Genomic DNA, 21,040 nt, shown 5'->3' on the forward strand with positions numbered 1-21,040 from the left:
GTACTCTGTGCATCTATTGCTTTTATCATATAATAACATAACTCAAGTGGAAAAACATCAAAGTATTTTAGAACTGCACCCAGGTCTGGTGTGGGGATTTGCGGTAACGGTTGTTATCATGCTGCTCCTGGACTTAGGGGTATTTAATAAAAAAAGTCATGAAGTCTCTTCCAAAGAAGCTACTATCTGGTCTATCGTATGGATCTCGCTTTCAATGGTTTTTTCAGGAGTGGTATATTGGGTATTCAATACCGATGGAAGTCCTGAAAGCCATGCCTTGGCTGTTGAGAAATTTACACAGTATCAGGCTGCCTATTGGATTGAAAAAGCACTTTCTGTGGATAATTTATTTGTATTTATCCTCGTTTTCGGTTTCTTTAAAGTTCCGAAATACCTTCATCACAAAGTTCTTTTCTGGGGAATCATTGGAGCATTGATCTTCAGAGCTATATTCATTTTTGCAGGAGTAGGATTAATCAATCTGACTTATCTTCCTGAAATGAATATCTTCGGAGAAGCAGTAAAAATCAACGTTGTCATGACATTGTTCGGATTATTCCTTGTCTATGCGGGGATTAAATCATGGGGTGATGGTGACGATGATGACGATGAAGATTATAGTAATACAGCAGGAGCAAGACTGATCAAAAGTTTCTGGAAGGTTTCCGATAACTATGATGGAGATAAGTTCTTCACCATCCAAAACGGAATCAAAATGGCTACACCTCTTTTAGTAGTGGTAGGGGTTATTGAGTTTACAGACGTTCTTTTTGCGGTAGATTCCATTCCGGCTATTTTTGCCATTTCAAATGACCCGTTGATCCTTTACACATCGAATATCTTTGCTATTTTAGGATTAAGATCACTGTATTTCCTGTTAGCAAACTTTATCCACATGTTCAGCAAACTTCCATACGGATTGGCGATTATCCTTTCTTTCATTGGAGTTAAAATGCTTATTGCACCATGGATTCATATTCCGTCTCCGGTTTCATTAGGAATTGTAGGAGGAGTATTGGTGATCTCTGTTCTCTTATCCATCATCTTCCCTGAAAAAGAAGAAGAAAAGAAAGAAGAGTTAGAAGAAAAATAATTATATTTAAAATATTTGAAAAGCCTCTGGAGTATTGCTCTGGAGGCTTTTTTGTTTTGCAATTTTTTTGTTGGAAGAACTAAAGGGCGCAAAGAAGATAAAAATTATGCTGCTTTTTAAGACGCGAGAAAATCAAAGATTTTCGGCAAGGTTACTTCTCAATTATTAGCTTTATTCAATGCCATTATTAGCGGTAATAAATTTTATCAGAGATAAAATCCTTGCGTCCTTATTACACTGTATCTATAAAAATTTTGCGCCTTTGCGCTTTCCAGTCTTACTTCCCAAAAAAAATATTTTAAAAATAAAAATAGACAGACTGGTCTGTATTTAATGTTTTTTCATACATTTGTTCCAGAAAAGAAAAGCATATGAAATCTCCAAGAGAAAGAATCATAGAAACCACATTTCAATTGTTTGCCAGACAAGGTTATAATTCTACCGGAATCAATCAGATTATCTCCGAAGCAGAAGTAGCCAGAGCCAGCTTTTATCAACATTTTAAATCCAAAGAAGATCTGTGTGTAGAATTTTTGAATGTGAGACATGCATATTGGTTTGGCGAACTTAATAACTTTTTAGCAAAAGAAAAAGATTCAAAATCCAAGATTATCAAAGCTTTTGATTTTCTGATCTATATGAACGAGAAGGAAAACTTCAGAGGATGTAGCTTTCTGAATATTCTATCGGAAATACCGATGGATAATACCAAAATTCTGAGTGTAATTCAGTCTCATAAAGCAGATCTCAGAAACTATTTTTTAGAATTACTGAATGATAATGAACTTTCCGATCATATTTATATGCTTTTTGAAAGCAGTATCATAGAAAGTCAGCTTTTCAGGTCTAATGAATTAATTGAAAAATCAAAAAAAATAGTCACCCATTTAATACAATAAGTTATGGAACAAAAACACCCGCTTCCGCCTTTCACCCTTGAAACGGCACTGGAAAAAATTCAACTGGCAGAAGATGCATGGAACAGTCAGGATCCTGAAAAAGTTTCCAAAGCATATACCATAGACAGCGAATGGAGAAACAGAGACACTTTCGTGAATGGTAGAGAAGAAATTGTAGAGTTTCTTCAGAAAAAATGGGAAAAAGAACTTCATTATAAGCTTAAAAAAGAATATTGGGCACACACAGACAATCGTATTGCTGTTCGCTTTGAATATGAATATCAGACAAAAGACGGAAACTGGTTCAGAGCCTATGGAAATGAAAACTGGGAATTTGATGAAAATGGGCTGATGGCCAAAAGATATGCAAGCATCAATGATCTGGCTATTAAAGAAGAAGATAGAAAGTTCAGATAAAATAGAAGAGGTTGTCTCAAAAGTGTCATTCTGAACACAGACTGAAAGTCTGCGAACAAAGTTCTGAAATGTAGTGAAGAATCTCATGTATTTGAGTATTTATGAGATTCTTCCTTCGTTAGAAATTGAAGATTCGACGCAGTCAATGAGATAGACCAAATTATTTAACTTTTGAGACAGTCTCTTTTATTTGAACAAAAGCTTTACATCTGTATTCAAAATTCATCATTCATCATTATTCTACCCATTTTTCCCATGCAGCAGCTTATTAATTTTTCTCCTTGTCTGCACAGAAACTTTATAAGCTTCATCACGAAGTTTTTGTATTTTTCCTACAGGCTGAAAAAAGATTTTGCTTTCAAAAGGATTGAATGAAAGAAGCTCAGTATTACAGTTACGGGAATCCAGCAAAGAATTTTTATCAATTTTTACCTCACCGATTTTAATAAAAGGAGTATTTTTCCACTCCACATTAAGTTTGTTGATGGGCTGGTCTTTCAGATCGTAGCAGACCTGTATCAAAACATCAGCCGAGAAATCATTTGTTTGCAGATAGTTTTGTAACGAATCTTTTACCTTCTGTTTTCTACCTACGTTTTTATCAACAGACTGAGGGGAAAGCTTTATTTTGATAACCTGATCTCCCAAACGGTAAGCACCTACAGAATAATAATCAAATGAAAGAATAAAATCATTTCTTTTTCCAATTAGCTTTAGCATATTACGGAACATATCGCCAGTAAACAAAGAAGGAATCATTTTACCCAACTGAAGAAACATGGTGAATAAGTTTCTCCATTGCTTCATATAAAGTCGGTTAATTGCTGTAAACAATTTCAGAAAAGCAGAAACAGAGTTAATAGGGAACAAAGGAAAATTAACCAATGGATAATTGGCTAATAATACTCCGTTTTCATCCTTGATCTGCACTGCAAATCCATAAGCCGGAATATCTTTTCTGGTATTCTTAATTTTCAGCTGGGCATTGGAAAACCGTATCGTAAGATCAAATTTTTCCTTATCGAAATAAGGCTGCAACAGTTCGGGGATATCCGGCTCAATCCAGAATGTTCCCTTTGCTGCGGCATATGTTTTCGCATGGGCATTCCGGGTAGCATAATTGACATCACTGATGGAAGAGGACTGTTCAACAAAATCAGCAATTGTTTTTTTATTGATTCCCAGAAGTTTTTTTTCCTCTTCATTCAGCTCATCAAACTTCTTATTATATTGTAATGGATTTGGCATTTAGTTTTTAAAATTCAATTATAACGCCAAGTTTCGAAATCTGTGTTAAGAAAGTATTACAATTGTTTGAATTTTGTGGAAAATAGTATGAAAAATAAAAACAGTAAGTCAATATGATTGCTGAATTTTAACTGATAATCTATTTAACTGATTGATTTTTAGATTTTAATTATTTTAAATAAGAATGAATTAAAAAATTATTGTGGATATAAAAGAGATTCTATTTTTAAGCTCCCATTACCGTACTTCCATCTTCCAAGCCCAAAAAGCCTTATCTTTGTAAAAAATTATAATATGGGAGTAGCAGATTTGTTATTTAAACGTAAAAAAGAATTGGCAGAAAAGAACCTGAAAGATGGTAAAGAATATATGGAAGAGTATGGTAAAAGAGAAAGTGTAGTGCAGTTACCAAGCGGCTTACAATATGAAATCATTACAGAAGGAGACGGAGCAAAACCAGGTCCTAAATCTACAGTAAAATGCCACTATCACGGAACTACCATTTCCGGTAAAGTATTCGACAGCTCTGTAAAAAGAGGTACACCTGCATCATTCCCTTTAAACAGAGTAATTTCTGGTTGGACAGAAGCTCTTCAATTAATGTCGGTTGGAAGTAAGTGGAGACTTATTATTCCACCGCATTTAGCGTATGGAGATCAGGAAATCAGCAAAGAAATAGGGCCAAACAGTACCCTTGTTTTCGAAGTTGAATTGCTTGATATTAAATAATCCTTCTTAAAAATAGATTAAAAATTTACCTGATTTCAGGTAAATTTTTTTATTTGTGCTATATTCGTATAGATGAATTGTGAAAATGACGAAATTTATTCTACAATACATTAGGCAACACAAAATATGACTGTATGAAAAAACTTTTTTACCTCTTTGCTATTGCTGGCTTGCTGGTTTCCTGTGTTTCCAAAAAAAATCAGGCTATTCAGCAGAATATTCTTACCCTGAAAGACAGCTATTGTAAAGCTCCTTTTAAGTACAATTATAATAATAAACTTCCGTCTTATAATTCGGATTCTATCCTTACTGCCAATAAAGATCTTAACGGAATGTTTTCAGATCAGAGTATTTTAATTTTAAATGCTTTGAATAATCTGGATGATGTGCATAAAATTATTCAGCTTAAAAAAGATTCTTCACTGACTTCACAAGTCAGGATATTACAGCTTAAAACCAAAATCAACAGCAGAATTACCATTGCGCTCACTGAACTGGATGCGGTAGCCGCAGAATTCGATTGTGAAGGTGAAAGAGTAGCACAGATCGGAAACTATGTAGACAATCTGAATTCATCCAGAAATAATAAACTGATTTTATATTCAATCATTGCCGGTGCAGCTTCTTCAATAGCTGGCGGAATAGTGAAAAGTGACGGCTGGGATAATGCAATAGGCATCGGAGGAGGTATTTTGGGAGCAGGTTTTGGTCTGGCAACCCTTAATCCCAAAGGAAAAAAAGTGGAATTTATCCATCAAAGAAATCTTTTGAGAGATATCTGGAAAGAGAAACTGGAATCTCCCAATTTTCCACCTTTTATCTGGTATATGTATACGGAGAAGAAATTTTCCAACAAAGAAGAACATTCCATTATCGGAAATATGAAGCAAAGATGGCTTCATTATCAGTTTGATGACAGTAAAGATGCAGCGGATAAATCTGTTATCTTCAGTGATGGAGGATTTTACAGGGCAGATGATCTTCATAACCGCGCTGCCATGCTGAATCAGATGCAATCTGCAACACGAACCATCAATCAGAATATCAATTATTTACTGTTAGATCTGGATAAATTAATTCTTTAAGAAAAATTTAACTGTAATAAATTTTGTTACATTTGAAAAATGTTTATCTTTGCAGAGTAATTACAATGAACAATACAAGATTTGCTACGGCAGTACATATTATGACCTTATTGGCGAAAAGTCCTCAGGAGTGGCTTACTTCTGACTGGATTGCCGGTAGTATCAATGTAAATCCGGTAATTATCCGAAAGGAAATCAGTGTATTGAGAGAAGCAGGCCTTATTATAAGCAGACAGGGAAAAGAAGGGGGAACTCAACTGTCAAAGAATGCTGAAACGATCACAATTTCTGAGATCTATAGAGCAGTAAAAAATACAGAAGTATTAGGCAAAAAAAATCAAAATCCCAATCCGGCATGTGGTGTAGGAAAGGAGATTAATAATCATTTAAATACATTGTTTGCAGAAACAGATCAATTGGTGGTAAACTTTTTAGGAGACAAGTCGTTACAGGAATTCACGGATCAGTTTGAATAAAAATTTTTACCCTTAAATGTAACAAAATTTATTACAATTTAATTAAAATAAAATATTATGAAAAAAGTAGCAGTAATCGGTGCAACAGGATTTGTAGGAGCACACGTAGTATCAGAATTAGCAGAGAGAGGATATGCAGTAGAAGCTTTGGTAAGAGATGCCTCAAAAGTAAAAACACAAGAGAACGTAACAGCAAAAAGCGTTGACGTAAATAACGTAAACGAGCTTACTGAAGCATTGAAAGGAAGTGATGCTGTAATCAGCACATTCAACGCAGGATGGACGAATCCTAATCTTTACAATGATTTCTTAAATGGTTCTGAGAATATTCAGAAAGCAGTAGAACAGTCAGGCGTAAAAAGACTGATTGTAGTAGGTGGAGCAGGAAGCCTTTACACTCCGGATAATGTACAGATCGTAGATACTCCGGATTTCCCTGAAGCTTACAAACCAGGAGCAAAGGCAGCGAGAGACTATTTAAACAAAATCAAAGAAAACAATACTTTGGATTGGACATTCTTCAGCCCAGCTATTGAAATGAATCAGGCTAATGTAGGCGAAAGAACAGGGAAATACAGAACTTCATTAGAAACTCCGGTATTTGATGAAAACGGAAGAAGCCGTCTGTCTGTAGAGGATGTAGCTGTAGTTTTAGTTGACGAATTAGAGCAGAATAATCATATCCGTGAACGTTTTACAGCAGCTTATTAATCCAAAAAGAACAGAAATGATACAAAAGAAATTATTGTCGTTAATAGCACTATTGGGATTTATCAGCATATTCGCCGGGAATCTCAAAGTGAAAGTTTATAATCCGGGAACTAAAGCTATTTTTCCCATTACGTCTACCATTATTTACGGTGATAAAGACGCCGTATTGGTAGATGCTCAGTTTCAGAAACAATATGCAGAGCAGCTTGTGAAAGAAATAAAAGCAACAGGAAAAAATCTGAAAACCGTTTTTATTTCTCACAGTGACCCTGATTTCTATTTCGGGTTAGATGTCATCAAAAAAGCATTTCCTAATGCAAAGATTATCTCAACTGCTCAGACTGCATTTTTGATATCAGCTTCAAAAGATGATAAAATGGGAGTATGGAAACCACAGTTGAAAACTGATGCTCCATCAGAAATTACCGTTCCTGAAGCAGTTACTTCAATTCCTGATCTTGAAGGAAACAAAATCGAAATCAGACAAAATCTGGAAGATCCGGCACACAGTTTTCTTTGGATTCCTTCTATTAAAACCATTGTGGGCGGTATTTCAGTTTCTGTAGGTTCTCACCTTTGGATGGCAGATACCCAGAATGCAAAAGCAATAGATCAGTGGATGGGGCAGATTGATGCAATGAAAGCATTGAAGCCTGAACAGGTGATTCCTTCCCATTTTGCAGAACCTTCCACATCACCACAATCTCTTGATTTTGTGAAAAACTATCTGGAAAACTATAAACATGCAGTCACTGAAAACAAAACATCTTCTGCTGTTGTAGATTTTATGGTAAAAAAATATCCTGATCTTCATGGAAAAGATGAACTGGGAATGGGAGCGAAAGTTTTCTTTGGCGAAATGGCCTGGGATCTGAAATCACCTTATCCGGCAATCGGGAATAAAGTAGAAGTAGATTTTGGAACGGTAAAATTCCTTCTTGATTTTAAGGATAACAAAACAATGACGTTTACAGGAACAGCCGGAAGTTCAAAAAACAGTACCGATACTGTAGAATATACGGCCGTAGAAGTAGCGAAGAATGTTTTTATGGTGTATTGGCATGAACCTCATCTTGGCTTCAATGTAACCCATATTCAGGATTATAATAAAAATATAGTATATTCAAATATTGCAGGTCCTGATGGTACATTTACCCATCCAAAAGGAACTCTTAAAATTTTGAAATAATGATATGAATCAAAAGTACATGTAAATTTTACATGTACTTTTTTATTATATTTGGTTATACCTTTAGGGGATAGAAACTTTTCTAAAATTTATGCTTAGCAAAGGCTCAAATCTATAAATTAAATTTTTACAATCAATTAATAACCAAATGAAATCAATTCAATTTTTGCCTTTATTATTACTATTGTCTATGTTTAGTTGTGGTAAATTGGCTACAACATCAGAGGATAAAAAATCTGTTGACGAAATTCTTAAGTTTTATGGAGGTCATGTTGAAACAATGAAAGGAGTGCAGACACTGAATGGAAAATCCGATGATTTTTTTGAAGTGGAGATTAAAGACAGTAAAATGATCAATAGCCAGCCTCAAAGAGCAATATCCAATGCTGCCAATATTGCATTTATAGTTTTTCAGAATCAAAAACCCGGAGAATATGATGTTATTAAAACAAAATTACTTTTATCAGACGGGGCCAGTTTTACAAAATCATTTACTCAGAAAGAACTGCAGGAAGTAAAAGATATATACCCGGAAATTGATAAAATCAATTCATTTTTGATTAATAAAGATGACAGCGGGATTCTTGAAATGTTTGAGCCGAAATTTAAGCCTAAAAAGGAAGTAGTTAAAGAGACACTTTCAAGAATGGATTCTCAATTAGGTCCTATTACAAAAATACAGTTTCAGGGATTTGAATTTCTGGATAATTCCAATCTGGGACAGATGATCTTAATAAGAGAAGTAAGCCAAAGAGATAAGGTTTTCCCTTTTATCAATGTAGCATTTGACAGGAAGACTAAAAAAATGCTGAATATTGAATTCCCATAAAGAATAAAATACTTATGAGTTATCCGGAATCCGGAGTCATATCAAAATAAAAAATGGCTGTCAAATAGACAGCCATTTTTATTATAAATTCATAAACAATTTCGGATTAACCGGAGTATTGTTTTTGTGTACTTCATAATGAAGATGAGGTCCTGTAGAACGTCCGGAGTTACCGGATTTAGCAATTACCTGGCCTACTTTTACTTTATCATTTACCTTCGCAATAAGCTGAGATAAATGTCCGTATAAAGTAGCCAATCCGTTTCCGTGAGAAACAATCACACAGTTTCCATAACCTCCTTTCTGCCCAGAGAAAATAATAGTTCCCGCAGCAGCAGCCCTCACATCAGAGCCGTAAGCAACAGCAATGTCCAGTCCTTTGTGGAACTGCATCTGATCAGCTTCAGCAGGTGGATTATTTTTTTCTGCTACAGCAGTTTGGGTTGTAGTATTGGTTCCGGCAACAGCTTTTGTAGCAGCAGGAGCTGGCGCAGCAGCCACAGGAGCCGCTTTTGGAGTAACCATTACTTTTACTTCTCTTTTATTTCCATAACTGTCGGTAAGTTCCACAATCTTCTCTACAGGTTCAGCTTTGACTTCAGGCTTTGCAACGGCGGCAACGGCTGGTTTTGATTCTGCGACAGCACTTGTTTTTACAGAAGCGTAAACAGTTTTAAAAGGAATTGGGTTTTTTCTTATCCCGAAGTTAGAGGAAATATATCCGTCAGTAGGCATACCTAAAGGAACCTGCATCAGTTTAGTCTGAAGATCCATCAGATATTGGCTGTATCGGTTAGCCTGTTTGGAAAGGTAAATTGAATTTGAAATACTGTCCTGATCCAGCATCATTAGCTTTTCGTTGGTAATATCTTTAGACTTCAGGAAGGAATTAAGTTGACCAACGGTCTGATCTACAAGAGTAAGATCAGTTTTCATTTTTAAATAATCTACACTGTCTTTTTCAGTGTTTATTTTTACAAGGTTTACTTCGTAGGTTTTGTCATCTCTTTCAGAAAAGAGTTTGGCAATACATACACCTTGTGCAAAAACTACTAGTAAAAGTCCTCCGAGGAGAATGTTTACGTTCTTCTTGCTGTTTAGAAATTTTTTCATATTTCTTCTCTTAGTAAGTTAAAACGGTTTTGAACTTGCAAATTTAATTAAAAATACGTTTTGAGAGTTATTTTTAATTAAAATTCAGTTTTTTCTGTATTTAACGGTTAATTAGCTATTTAATTGTATTGGAATGTTAATTTTTTCAGAAAATAGCTTTTATCATTGTTTCAGATTCTGCGTTACGTCTTTGTTTTAATATCTTTGCAGTTCACATTCCAATTATGGCTAAAAAGAAAATTATTTCAGAATCTTCGAATCCAAAAAAGAATAAAAAGGATATTTCTGTAGGAGTTGTAGGAAGCGGGAGTTTTGCTACCGCAATTGTAAAAATGCTTGTTGAAAACTGCAAAGTAGTACACTGGTGCGTAAGAAGTGAATTTGTAAAAGGAGCCATTGAGCTACGTGGACATAACCCAACTTATCTTACGGCTGCTCACTTTAATCTGAAAAGCTTAAAACTGACAACGGATATTAATGAATTGGTTTCTGCCTGTGATGTTGTTGTGCTGGCAACTCCATCAATCTACCTTTCCGATACATTAGATAAAATGACCTGCGATTACTCTGATAAAATATTTATCTCTGCAATCAAAGGGATTATTCCTAAAGTAAATGATGTGGTAGCTCATTATCTTCGCGATGAATTTAAAATCGGTTTCAGAAACCAGGCTGTTATTGCAGGACCTTGTCATGCTGAAGAAGTAGCAATGGAAAGACTTTCTTACCTTACGATTGCTACGGTAGAAGATGAAACTGCTGAAAAACTTGAAGGTATTTTCAGTTCAGATTTTATCAAGGTACAAACAAGTAAAGATATTTTAGGAAATGAATACAGCGCTATTCTTAAAAATATTTTTGCAATCGGAGCAGGAATAGCAAGTGGATTAGGCTATGGAGATAACTTTACAGCTGTTTTTGTTTCCAATGCGATCCGTGAAATGGAAACCTTCCTTGAAGCCATCTATGAAGCCCCAAGAGATGTGAATGAAAGTGCTTATTTGGGAGACCTTTTGGTAACTGCTTATTCACTTTTCTCAAGAAACAGAAATCTTGGAAACCTTATCGGAAAAGGATATACGGTGAAATCTGCCATTCAGTCTATGAACATGGTGGCAGAAGGATATTATGCGGCAGATTCTATTTATAAAACGGCAAAACAGAAAAATCTTAAGCTACCGATTATAGATACGGTATACGCTATTCTTTATGAAGGTAAAAATGCTGAAAAACAGTTTAAGAAACTAACGGCAAAGCTGAATTAAAATAAACAGCAAAACTTTAGATATAAAATTTTATTATAAAATATAGTTATAAACCTAAGTATTGGGCAGTCATTTTTGTAATGATAATCCTGGTGATGATTTGATATTGAAACTATTATCCCAGCAGAACTAAAGATACTGATGATATAGCTCAAATTAAATAAAAACCCCTTAAAATGAGTTTCGTGTGATCACTGCTTATTTCAGGGGTTTTCAATTTTTTTACTTCTTTTTAGTTTATTTTCTGAATCGAAACATTAGAAAGTCTGAATGTTTGTGGGGTTCCGGAAGCTCCAAAAACTAAACCTGAAAAACTTATTGTGTCATCGACATTTAAGTCTAAAACTTCACTCCAGGAAACGGAGAAAATAGCACTTGTGAAAGCTCCGCTTGTCTGTGGGATTGTACAGCCGGGGGTACCTGTTGTGAGGCTAGTTCCATTTTTATTAAGATATATAAAAAATGAATATGATGAGGGTACATCGCCTATTACTCTTATTCCTCCGGTGAAGCTTACCAGGTATTTTCCTGATTTACCAGCCGGTACCTTTAATGTCGTATTATTAATTCTCCAACTGGCAAGAGTACCGGTTCCAATACTCATATCTAAAGCTACCGAAGTATTATTTCCGGGATAAGCTACTGTATTTCCTGATATTAATGTTTCATAAGATACTAAAGTCCCTCCGGTATTATTACTGGAAGTGGTCCATATATTCCCATTAAAAGTATAATAACCAGGAGAGGTTACATTGATCGTTTTAGGAGTTGTGGGAGCTGCCGCAGCTGTTACATATACCATTGCTCCTGTTTGAGCTGCTGTATATTTTGCATCTTTTGCCGCTAACTGATTACCGGTGAGTCTGGGTGCTATAATACCATCTGCTTTAGTAGTATCATTTGGGCTACCTACTATATCTAAAGTAGACTGAGCATTTGGAGTATTAATACCGACTTGGGCGAATGCAAATGACGTCGTAATCATTGCACATAGAATAAGTGTTTTTTTCATTATTGCGTATTTTTATTATGTTTAGAATCATTTCAAGAAGTCAGTACAACTTTATTATTAATTTAAATGATCAGAAGCCTGACAAAAAATAATGAAGTTTTTAAACCTTGACTAAATTTTCCTGTGTCTATTCTGTATGCAAATTTATTTTCCTTTATTAAAAAGTTGACAATGTATAGGTGTTACTTAGATATTATATTTCATTTTTGTGATATTACTTATCTATTATATCTGCTTTTTTAATGAATGATGAGAGTAAAAATGATTGTGGTTTTAATAAATTACCCAATAAGATTCTGGCTCGTTACTGTTGTAGGTTGAAAGATGAAAAATGACAGGGTATGGAAGTTTTGTCCTTCACATTTTGAAAATGCTGACGAAAGATAAGACTGCTGTTTGCAGGAAAGAGGAATGAACAAAAATCTGAATTAGATTTTTGAGTATGATAATGATTTTTAAGGCTAGTTGAAGTTTTGCGTAAGCAATATAATCCCGGCTGGGAAATAAAAAACAGGATTTAAATTTTTAAATCCTGTTTTAAACATACATAATTAGGCTTAAGCTCTTTTTTTTATTGACCCATCTTAGTAATTACAAGGGATAATGATGATCTGATATTAAGGTTGTTGGCCGTAAAACCATTTCCCGAAGAATCAAATTCGAATTTCTGACGAATGGTTGTAGGAGCAGCCAGCGTCAGAAAATAAGTTCCCTGAAAAAAAGTAAAAGAACTCGACAAAAGACACGTTCTGTTCACTTCAGTAATTGTTCCGCTGGTAGCCGAATTAATCAGATAAGACCTGGTGCAGGTGAAGTTCTGCCCAAGATACTGTGTATTTGATCCGCTGACGAACGTTCCGCTTCCTGAGTCTACGGAATAACGGATAATATAATTTCCGGCAGGTAATGTAATGGTGGAGTTATCTGCGGCCAGAGACGCACCCGTAATTTTATTAGAAGTTACAGAAAAATTTGCAAGCGTATTATTAGTACTTGCGGCAGGAATTAAAACTCCCGGACCTATAAGCAGAGACATATTCTGAGGCTCACTCCCCGCAATAAGGGTACGCTGCCATTGATTTCTGATCCACACGTAATATCCTTTCGGAAATGTGGAAGCCCCTCCGCTATTGTAAATAATAAGTCCGTCTGTAGGGTTGGCAACAGGAGTTGAAGTGCTGTTCAGAACAACAAGATCATATTGTGGAAAAAGAACCCCTTTGTTCGACGAGTTTATGTCCATAACACTGCTTGTATTAGGAGTGTTTGTATTGATACCGACCTGTGCATTTGTGTACGTGCCGAAAAGTATCATGCAGACAATATAAATATATGTTTTCATTGTGTTTTTAATTATTGGTTAAGGGCTGATCTTTGGATATCAACTTTCGCATTGGTAATAATAATCTCTCCGTTATTAGGGGTGCTACCGCCAGCTCCGTTCTGATAGGTTCCTCCATTGTCGTGAGCAATAGCAGGCACTAAAAGAATGGGAGAAGGTGAAGTGGTTACAAAAGAAAAACTCATATTCAGCGTGTGGGTTTTATTGGCGGCAATAGACTGCGCATTGATGCTGATTGTTTTGCCATACTGGGTTCCACTCACAGGGTCTACAAGTTTTACCAGATATTGATGCAGATGAACCTGGGTTCCGCCAATTCCACCTGTTGTTGTTTCAAGAGCTGTTCTTACGTTCAGGCATACATTCACCAGATAACCGCTGTTCCCCGGAAGAGTAATTACCCCGGTAGATGAATTATATAAAGCACCGATATCATTCGATATGACAGTAAAGGCTGCGTCATTGAAATTTTTATAGGTACCGTTGGCTAAACCACCCAATACCGCATAATCTGTCGTACGCTGAAGCATCATATAACTTACAAGGTTGTAGGTGTCAGACAGCAAGTTCCACATATTGTTTTTCCAAATATAAACACCAGGGCTGATAGAGTTTCCTTTGTTGTACACAACAAGTCCTTCTGTCGGGCTGCTTACAGGTGATGTACTGCTCAGTACGTCTATAATATCCACTCTGGGAAGAAGAACTCCTTTACCGGTTGTAGAGGCTACATCCAAAACAGCTGAGCTGCTTACTGTGGATTTTCCAATAGCAACCTGTGCATATATGGTCTGTGCTATGATCAATAATAGCAGGATATAACATTTTTTCATTTTCATTGTTTTTAAAGCTGAGATATTTTAATATAAGATCCATTGGCAATGACATTTACAAGGTCATAGAATGTACTGTTTTGCATTCTTCCCAGGCTCATTCTCAGTGCGCCTATAATATTAGCATTGGCATTGGCAGGAACGGTATAATAGAAAGACCATGTAGCCAGATGGTTGGTGCTTACTTTTGAAACAATAGGAACTTCTTTTCTGCTATATGGCCCTTCCGTAAAAGAGTTGGTAGAATTATTATAAACATCACTGTTAAAATCTATAAAATATCCCATCAGATAATAGGTACTCCCTGATAATGGAGCCGTACTGTTTACCCCTGCCGGGCTTTCCTGAGGGGAATTTAAATTCAGATTGACTTCCACCAGATAACTTCCCTGCGGAAGAATCAGAGAATATCCTCCTAAAGTGCTTGGACGTACTTTGAATCCACTGATATTCGATACTCCGGAAATGGCTGGATTATTCACCAAAAGTTGGCTGCTGACACCTGACACAGCATTATCTAATACGGATAGTGATCCGGTGAAATCAAGGTAAGCAATTTTTGGTGTATTTTGAGCATCAATGGTACTCTGCCATGAATTGGTGGTACTATTAAAAACATGCAGCGCCTTATTGTTGCTGTTAGTTCCTCCGTTAAATCCAATTAATCCATTGGCAGGAGAGGCAACTGGTGTAGTAGTGCTGCTGAGGTTGGCAAGATTCAAATTAGGGAACAGCATTCCTTTATTCCCTCCTGAAACTGTTACCGTTGGGGCCGAGGTGTAACCGCTTCCTCCATTGTTAATCGTGATGCCTGTTACCACTCCTCCGGTAATGGTTGCCGTAGCGCGGGCTTTTGAACCTCCGCTTATCACTGGTCCTCCTCCGTAAAAGTTAACGGTAGGTGCCGTTGTATAGCCGCTTCCTCCATTGTTAATCGTAATGCCGGTAACTGCTCCGCCTGAAATAGTTGCCGTAACCGTGGCTGGAGTTCCTTTGAAGTTCTCAATGTGCAGAATGGCACTTGGGTCGGGTGTAGACGTGTTGATCCCAACACTTCCGCTTTGGGCAAATGCTGCTGTCGCAAACAGTGTACCCAAGAAGGTAATAATTTTCATCTCTAGTATGTTTATGAAATAATTTTAACTAAAATTTTGGTTTAATATGTATTAATTCAATGTAAAAGTACGTAAAAAAAACAATTATTTTATGTTTTGCATATCGATTTATATCGAATATTTTAGCTATTTATCAATAAAAAGTGATTTTATCTGATTATTTAATATCTATTTATCACATGTGTTTGAAAAATATTATATGCGTAAATATTTATAGTTATGTCATTTATTGTGCCGAACTTAAGTAAACTTAACTTTTTGAAGGATTTTGACGTGAAAAAGCAACTGAATTATTTACCTATTAGTGAATTAAAAAAATGAGAATTTAATTTTATTTTAATGTAAATTGTAGTATTTATCAATCATTTCAATGGTTGTTTATTGAAATTTTCCATCGTTTTTTGTTGTGTGATAAAGAAGTGTTTTTCAAACAAAAATAACATGTTAAAATCGTTAAACGCGTTCCTGTTTTTAAAACTTTTCCCGAAATTTGAAGTAAAATTTTAAAATTATGTCACAATCGCTTACAAGCAGAACACCGAAACCTAAATATGACGTTGTACTGATAGGGGGCGGAATCATGAGCGCTACTTTAGCAACACTGCTTCATGAATTTGATCCAAACCTTGAAATTGCTATCTTCGAAAGACTCGGAAGGTTTGCCAAAGAAAGCACAGCTGCATGGAACAACGCCGGAACAGGGCACTCCGCTTTTTGTGAGCTAAACTATACCCCGGAAAAACCGGACGGATCTATTGATATCACCAAAGCAGAAAGCATTGCAGAACAGTTTGAAATTTCAAAACAATTCTGGTCTTACCTGATTACCAAAGGATATATTCATGAGCCAAAAGAATTTATCAATTCCTGTGCACATATGAGTTTGGTATTTGGAGAGAAAGATGCCGAATATCTTAGAAAACGTCATGATAAAATGGCAGACTCTGTCCTTTTTTCAGGAATGGAGTTTTCTACAGATCATGAAAAACTGAAAGAATGGATTCCTTTGGTAATGAGCAAAAGAAATCAGTCTGAGGTAATGGCAGCCACAAAGATGGATATGGGGACGGATGTGAACTTCGGAACTCTGACGAGAAAAATGGGAAGACATCTTCTGGAAGATTCCAATGTTGAGGTGTTCCTGTATCATGAAGTGAAAGACATCAGCCCAAGAGAGAGCGGGAAATGGGAAATGAAGGTAAAAGACAGGATCCACAGCCATAAGCAGGAAGTAGTAGCAGATTTTGTATTTATTGGAGCTGGAGGATATGCACTTCCGTTACTGGACAGTTCAGATATTAAAGAAAGTGAAGGATACGGAGGTTTCCCGGTTTCAGGACAATGGCTGGTAAGCCACAATCAGGAGCTGGTAGAAAAACACCACGCTAAAGTATATACTCAGGCCACAGTAGACGCTCCGCCAATGTCTGTTCCACACTTAGATCTTAGAATTATTGATGGGAAAAAAGCGCTTCTTTTCGGACCTTTTGCAGGATTTTCAACGAAGTTTTTAAGAGAAGGAAGCTATCTTGATCTTCCGGAGAGTGTAAATACGAAAAACTTAAAATCACTTTTCGGAGCATGGTGGCATAATATTCCACTGACGAAGTATCTGATCCAGCAGGTTGCGATGACGAAATCTCAGAGAATGCAGCATTTGAGAGAATTTATCAAAGATGCAAAAGAAGAAGACTGGGAATTGAAAGTAGCAGGACAGAGAGTTCAGATCATCAAAAAAGATGAAAAAGAAGGGGGTAAGCTGGAATTCGGAACTGAAGTGGTGGTAAACAAAAGCGGAACAATTGCTTCTCTGCTGGGAGCTTCACCAGGAGCCTCTACAGCTGTATATGCCATGCTGAATGTATTGGAAAAATGTTTCCCGGAAAAACTGCATGGAGAATGGAAAGGAAAATTGCTTGAAATGATACCTTCTTACGGACAAAAACTGGCCGAAAACCCGGAACTGACCCATAAAGTGAGGAATTATACCAAAGAAAAACTAGAATTAGAATATTAACATCCATAATGGGCAATGAGTAGTAATTGCTACTACTCATTGCCCATTACTTATTACTCATAAAAAGGTGGAAGAAGTAATTGTAAAACCAGTAATTGCAAAGGAAATCCTGGAATCTCTTCAGGCTAAAACAGAAGAGGAGCGGCAGGTTATTGTACACTGCTGTTTTCCGGCATCACCGTTTTTAGGAAACCTGATCAGGATCTGGCATTCGACCTATCTTTTCGATAATCAGTCTGAGCATAGAAGCAAAATGATTCATGCTGAAAACATTTCAATTTCCCCATACTGGACGCCGGTTCCCTTTATGAAAGACTTTTGGTTTACCTTAATATTTTCCGGACTTCCAAAAGATTGTAAAAGTTTTGATCTCAAAGAAGTTATTCCCGAGGAAGGAGGTTTTTTTGTAGAATCAATTAAAAGAAATACTTCAGATGTATATCGTGTAAAAATATCAGAGTCTTATTGATATGAAAATAAGGGAAGAAAAACTGGAACAGATTATTCAATGGGCTGAAAAAAATCCGGATATCCGTGCTGTTCTCCTGACCAGTTCTCTGGTAAACCCTTACGCTCCCGTAGATAATTTTAGTGACCTTGATGTAGAGCTTGTTTTTGAAAACAGAGTATCTTATGAATTGGGAAATGAATGGATCAGTCTTTTTGGTGAACCCATTTCTATGATTGAAGAAAATGACAGTGTTTTTGATGGAAAACATGCCATGAAAATGGTGTTATACAAAGATCATGTGAAAGTTGATTTTAAACTTTATCAGGTATCGGAATTTATTGAAGAAATCAATGAAGAAAATCTTCCCGAAGATTGGGATGTAGGATATAAAGTTTTACTGGATAAAGATAATTTGACCAAAAATCTAAAACTTCCGAGCTACCAATCAATCATGATTAAGAAACCTACAGAAAAAGAATTTCACCAGCTGATGAATGACTTTTGGTGGGATACAACTTATGTAGCAAAATGCCTGAAACGGGGTGATATTTTTTATGCTAAATTCATGTCCGAAAATATTCTCCGTACAGATTACCTTATCCCTTTGATCGAATGGTACATAGCCGGAAATAATGACTGGAATAATATCACAGCCAATAAACATGGAAGACTTTTCAAAAAATATCTATCAGCTGATCTTTGGAGCAGGGTAGAAAATACATTTTCAGGAAGTGATATTGAGGAAAACTGGAAGGCCCTGTTTGTTTATGCAGCTCTGGTACATGAGCTGGGAACTTCATTGGCAGAAAAACTTCATTTTATTTATCCTTCAAAGTTGGAAGACGATATCCGAATCTATCTTAAGGAAGTACATACAATGCCTTAATTCTAAGCAAATTCATTTTGCTTAATCAGATTTTCAATACAATATTCTGCAATAGCCGTAATGGTCACAAATGGATTAACGCCAATGGTTCCCGGAATTAATGAACCATCCAGAACATAGAGATTTTCATGTTCTTTTAGCTTTCCGTATTCATTGGTAGCTTCACCAAGAACACAGCCGCCAAGCGGATGATAACAGATATCTGCCCCAAAACCATTATTGAAAAGCAAATGACTTCTGGTGCCGCCATTGGCTTTATTCATTTTCCGGATAAAATATTGGGCATTTTCTCTCATTTTAACAGTATTGCTTTCGTCCCAATTCAATGTAAGAGACTGGCTGGCTTTATTGTATGTGACTTCACCTTTTTTCTCAACTCTGTTGATCAGCAGATACAAAGCGGTAGCGACATCCATTCCCATAGGCAAAGGAGCAATTTCTGTGAAAAACGGATGTTCAGGATCGTCCCAGTTATCAATTCCTCCCACCGGGATAGTAGATTGCTTGGCTCCGGTTCCGCCGGATAATGGCTTAACCCAGTTTCTTCCGGTCATGAAATTTCCATTATTTCCCCAGTTTTTTCCAACCTTTTCATGAACAGGGAAATCGTTTACTGCATGAGATTTCAACAGAAGCTGTAAAGTGCCCATGGTTCCTGCAGAAAGAATGAGTTTTTTGCAGGTGAAAACTTTGTCGGTAACCGAAGCTCCGGCTGTATCAGTTTGTTGAACATGTAAAGTATAGCTTTTATCATCATTCAGCTTTATGTTTTGTACGTGATGAAGATCCAGAATTTCTAAATTTCCGGTTTCCAGCGCTTTTTTGAGATAGGTTTTGTCTAAACTGTTTTTCCCATGATTATTTCCGTAAATCACTTCAGTATTAAGGGCAGAGCGTGGAACTTCATTACGGAATTCCTTTTCCATGTATTTAAAATCATACACATTAGGAACTCTCATCGTTTTAAAACCAGCTTTGTGAGCCTCTTCTTCACCTACACGTGTGAATTTGTAATACGGACAGTCTTTTAAAAACTGCTCATCAATCACATTTACCTTAAGCTCTTCCCGTACCAAAGGAAAGTAATGACTGTAAAACTTTTCAGCATCAAGATCAGGAAAAACTTCTTTGAAATAGCTTTCTTTAGGGGTAACGGCCATTCCGCCGTTTACCAGGGAACCTCCTCCAACACCTCTTCCTAACCAGATTTTGATGTGGTCAAAATCAAGACGATCCAGTGTTCCGGTAAAAGGAGTCAGAGAAAAAATATTCATAAAAGGGGCAATGCTTTTCTTTTTCAGCCATGCAGAACTCTTTCCGGGTTTCAGAAGATTGGAAAACGGAATACCAGCTTTTTCCCAGTTAAGACCCATTTCCAGCAGTACTACTTTTTTTCCGGCTTCACAAAGACGAAGGGCAGATACCGCCCCTCCATATCCACTGCCGATAATAATAATGGGAACATCATGATATTTCTTTATCTGGCTGTTTTTTCTTTCTGCTGCGTGAAATAATTCAGATTGAAGAAAATAAAATCCGGATATCGCCAAAACACTGGTTTTAATGAAGTTTTTTCTGTCCATGAGCTTTATTTTTCAAAAAGTATGCTATATTTATTGGTGTTTGTTTTATTTATTACAGATTATATTTTTTATTACAATTTTAACTTCTGTTGTCTCGGAAATTCATAGTTTTACTTATAATTTTAAACTCATGAAATATATACTCCTCTTTTTACTCCTTCCACTATGGTTTTTTTCTCAAAAAAAGATATCAAAGGAAGAGAAAGAGGTACAGAAATTTCAAAAAGAATTAAATGCGGAATATCTCAATCCAAAGGAAACTCCATTAAGGGGAGATAATTTTACCAACTTTAAAGGTCACCCTTTCTTTCCTTTTGATGCCAAATACCGGGTAACTGCAAAATTTGTTAAATCAAAAGACACCCAGCCTTTTGAACTTCCTACCTCTTCAGGGAAAACAAAAACCTATCAGGAATACGGAAAAGCGACTTTTACCTTAGATGGCAAGCCCTATACGGTAACATTGTACCAAAGTCTGGCTTTGATTAAGCAGGAAAAATATAAAGACTATCTCTTCCTTCCATTTCGTGATGCTACCAATGAAAAAGAAACCTATGGAGGAGGAAAATATATGGATCTTAAAATCCCGAAAGGAAATACGATTGTACTTGATTTTAATCAATCTTATCATCCTTTCTGTGCTTATAACGCTTATGATTACAATTGCCCTGTTGTTCCAGAAGAAAATAAGCTTCCTGTGGAAATCCGTGCCGGGGTAATGTATGAAGATATCTACCATCACTAATA

General features: G+C 36.2%; 21 protein-coding genes. 14 read left to right on the top strand and 7 right to left on the bottom strand.

The window, feature by feature from the left end:
- The first annotated feature begins 46 nt into the window (after positions 1-46).
- From CLU97_RS21480 to CLU97_RS21490, 3 genes are all read left to right on the top strand, one after another.
- Positions 47-1,093, top strand: coding sequence for a TerC/Alx family metal homeostasis membrane protein (locus CLU97_RS21480; RefSeq protein WP_121489913.1), 1,047 nt, complete (start codon positions 47-49; stop codon positions 1,091-1,093).
- Positions 1,094-1,464: 371 nt separating this feature from the next.
- Positions 1,465-1,992: a TetR/AcrR family transcriptional regulator gene (locus tag CLU97_RS21485; RefSeq protein ID WP_121489914.1), complete on the top strand. Its 528-nt coding sequence runs from the start codon at positions 1,465-1,467 to the stop codon at positions 1,990-1,992.
- A gap of 3 nt (positions 1,993-1,995) precedes the next feature.
- Positions 1,996-2,409: a DUF1348 family protein gene (locus CLU97_RS21490; RefSeq protein WP_121489915.1), complete on the top strand. Its 414-nt coding sequence runs from the start codon at positions 1,996-1,998 to the stop codon at positions 2,407-2,409.
- A gap of 240 nt (positions 2,410-2,649) precedes the next feature.
- Here CLU97_RS21490 and CLU97_RS21495 read toward each other — a convergent pair whose 3' ends face one another.
- Complete coding sequence (locus CLU97_RS21495) at positions 2,650-3,657, bottom strand: catalase (protein ID WP_121489916.1); 1,008 nt, start codon at positions 3,655-3,657, stop codon at positions 2,650-2,652.
- Positions 3,658-3,951: 294 nt separating this feature from the next.
- On the opposite strand from CLU97_RS21495, the gene CLU97_RS21500 reads away from it, so the two are divergent.
- From CLU97_RS21500 to CLU97_RS21525, 6 genes are all read left to right on the top strand, one after another.
- Positions 3,952-4,386 (top strand): FKBP-type peptidyl-prolyl cis-trans isomerase, encoded by a 435-nt coding sequence (locus tag CLU97_RS21500; protein WP_121489917.1) that lies wholly within the window; start codon positions 3,952-3,954, stop codon positions 4,384-4,386.
- Between the two features lie 134 nt (positions 4,387-4,520).
- Positions 4,521-5,471: a hypothetical protein gene (locus tag CLU97_RS21505; RefSeq protein WP_121489918.1), complete on the top strand. Its 951-nt coding sequence runs from the start codon at positions 4,521-4,523 to the stop codon at positions 5,469-5,471.
- 65 nt (positions 5,472-5,536) lie between these two features.
- The gene (locus CLU97_RS21510) at positions 5,537-5,947 is read left to right on the top strand and encodes an Rrf2 family transcriptional regulator (protein ID WP_121489919.1); all 411 of its coding nucleotides are present in this window, start codon (positions 5,537-5,539) and stop codon (positions 5,945-5,947) included.
- A gap of 57 nt (positions 5,948-6,004) precedes the next feature.
- A complete protein-coding gene (locus CLU97_RS21515) occupies positions 6,005-6,658 on the top strand; it encodes an NAD(P)-dependent oxidoreductase (RefSeq protein ID WP_121489920.1) in 654 nt (217 codons plus the stop codon).
- A gap of 16 nt (positions 6,659-6,674) precedes the next feature.
- On the top strand, positions 6,675-7,847 hold the full coding sequence (locus CLU97_RS21520) for an MBL fold metallo-hydrolase (protein WP_121489962.1): 1,173 nt from the start codon (positions 6,675-6,677) through the stop codon (positions 7,845-7,847).
- Between the two features lie 148 nt (positions 7,848-7,995).
- Positions 7,996-8,676, top strand: a complete 681-nt coding sequence (locus tag CLU97_RS21525; protein ID WP_121489921.1) for a hypothetical protein — start codon at positions 7,996-7,998, stop codon at positions 8,674-8,676.
- Positions 8,677-8,757: 81 nt separating this feature from the next.
- Here CLU97_RS21525 and CLU97_RS21530 read toward each other — a convergent pair whose 3' ends face one another.
- Positions 8,758-9,789, bottom strand: coding sequence for a M23 family metallopeptidase (locus CLU97_RS21530; protein ID WP_121489922.1), 1,032 nt, complete (start codon positions 9,787-9,789; stop codon positions 8,758-8,760).
- Positions 9,790-10,013: 224 nt separating this feature from the next.
- On the opposite strand from CLU97_RS21530, the gene CLU97_RS21535 reads away from it, so the two are divergent.
- The gene (locus tag CLU97_RS21535; RefSeq protein WP_121489923.1) at positions 10,014-11,054 is read left to right on the top strand and encodes an NAD(P)H-dependent glycerol-3-phosphate dehydrogenase; all 1,041 of its coding nucleotides are present in this window, start codon (positions 10,014-10,016) and stop codon (positions 11,052-11,054) included.
- A gap of 232 nt (positions 11,055-11,286) precedes the next feature.
- Here CLU97_RS21535 and CLU97_RS21540 read toward each other — a convergent pair whose 3' ends face one another.
- The 4 genes from CLU97_RS21540 to CLU97_RS21555 form a co-directional block, all read right to left on the bottom strand.
- Positions 11,287-12,066: a hypothetical protein gene (locus CLU97_RS21540; RefSeq protein WP_121489924.1), complete on the bottom strand. Its 780-nt coding sequence runs from the start codon at positions 12,064-12,066 to the stop codon at positions 11,287-11,289.
- Between the two features lie 571 nt (positions 12,067-12,637).
- A complete protein-coding gene (locus CLU97_RS21545; protein ID WP_147436536.1) occupies positions 12,638-13,408 on the bottom strand; it encodes a hypothetical protein in 771 nt (256 codons plus the stop codon).
- Positions 13,409-13,419: 11 nt separating this feature from the next.
- Positions 13,420-14,241, bottom strand: a complete 822-nt coding sequence (locus CLU97_RS21550) for a hypothetical protein (RefSeq protein ID WP_147436537.1) — start codon at positions 14,239-14,241, stop codon at positions 13,420-13,422.
- Positions 14,242-14,252: 11 nt separating this feature from the next.
- Positions 14,253-15,356, bottom strand: a complete 1,104-nt coding sequence (locus CLU97_RS21555; RefSeq protein ID WP_121489927.1) for a hypothetical protein — start codon at positions 15,354-15,356, stop codon at positions 14,253-14,255.
- Positions 15,357-15,867: 511 nt separating this feature from the next.
- Here CLU97_RS21555 and mqo point away from each other — a divergent pair.
- The 3 genes from mqo (at position 15,868) to CLU97_RS21570 (ending at position 18,710) form a co-directional block, all read left to right on the top strand.
- Entirely contained in the window at positions 15,868-17,373 is a 1,506-nt protein-coding gene (gene mqo, locus CLU97_RS21560; protein ID WP_121489928.1) for a malate dehydrogenase (quinone), read from the top strand.
- Between the two features lie 67 nt (positions 17,374-17,440).
- Positions 17,441-17,842, top strand: a complete 402-nt coding sequence (locus tag CLU97_RS21565; RefSeq protein WP_121489929.1) for a hypothetical protein — start codon at positions 17,441-17,443, stop codon at positions 17,840-17,842.
- A gap of 1 nt (position 17,843) precedes the next feature.
- Positions 17,844-18,710 carry an AadS family aminoglycoside 6-adenylyltransferase gene (locus tag CLU97_RS21570; protein ID WP_121489930.1) on the top strand — a complete coding sequence of 289 codons (867 nt, stop codon included), beginning with the start codon at positions 17,844-17,846 and terminating at the stop codon, positions 18,708-18,710.
- A 2-nt stretch (positions 18,711-18,712) separates the two neighbouring features.
- Here CLU97_RS21570 and CLU97_RS21575 read toward each other — a convergent pair whose 3' ends face one another.
- Complete coding sequence (locus CLU97_RS21575; protein WP_121489931.1) at positions 18,713-20,293, bottom strand: GMC family oxidoreductase N-terminal domain-containing protein; 1,581 nt, start codon at positions 20,291-20,293, stop codon at positions 18,713-18,715.
- 130 nt (positions 20,294-20,423) lie between these two features.
- Here CLU97_RS21575 and CLU97_RS21580 point away from each other — a divergent pair, with 130 nt between their 5' ends.
- Positions 20,424-21,038, top strand: a complete 615-nt coding sequence (locus tag CLU97_RS21580; protein WP_121489963.1) for a DUF1684 domain-containing protein — start codon at positions 20,424-20,426, stop codon at positions 21,036-21,038.
- The last annotated feature ends 2 nt before the right edge of the window (positions 21,039-21,040 follow it).

Source organism: Chryseobacterium sp. 7, assembly GCF_003663845.1.
Classification (GTDB): Bacteria; Bacteroidota; Bacteroidia; order Flavobacteriales; family Weeksellaceae; genus Chryseobacterium.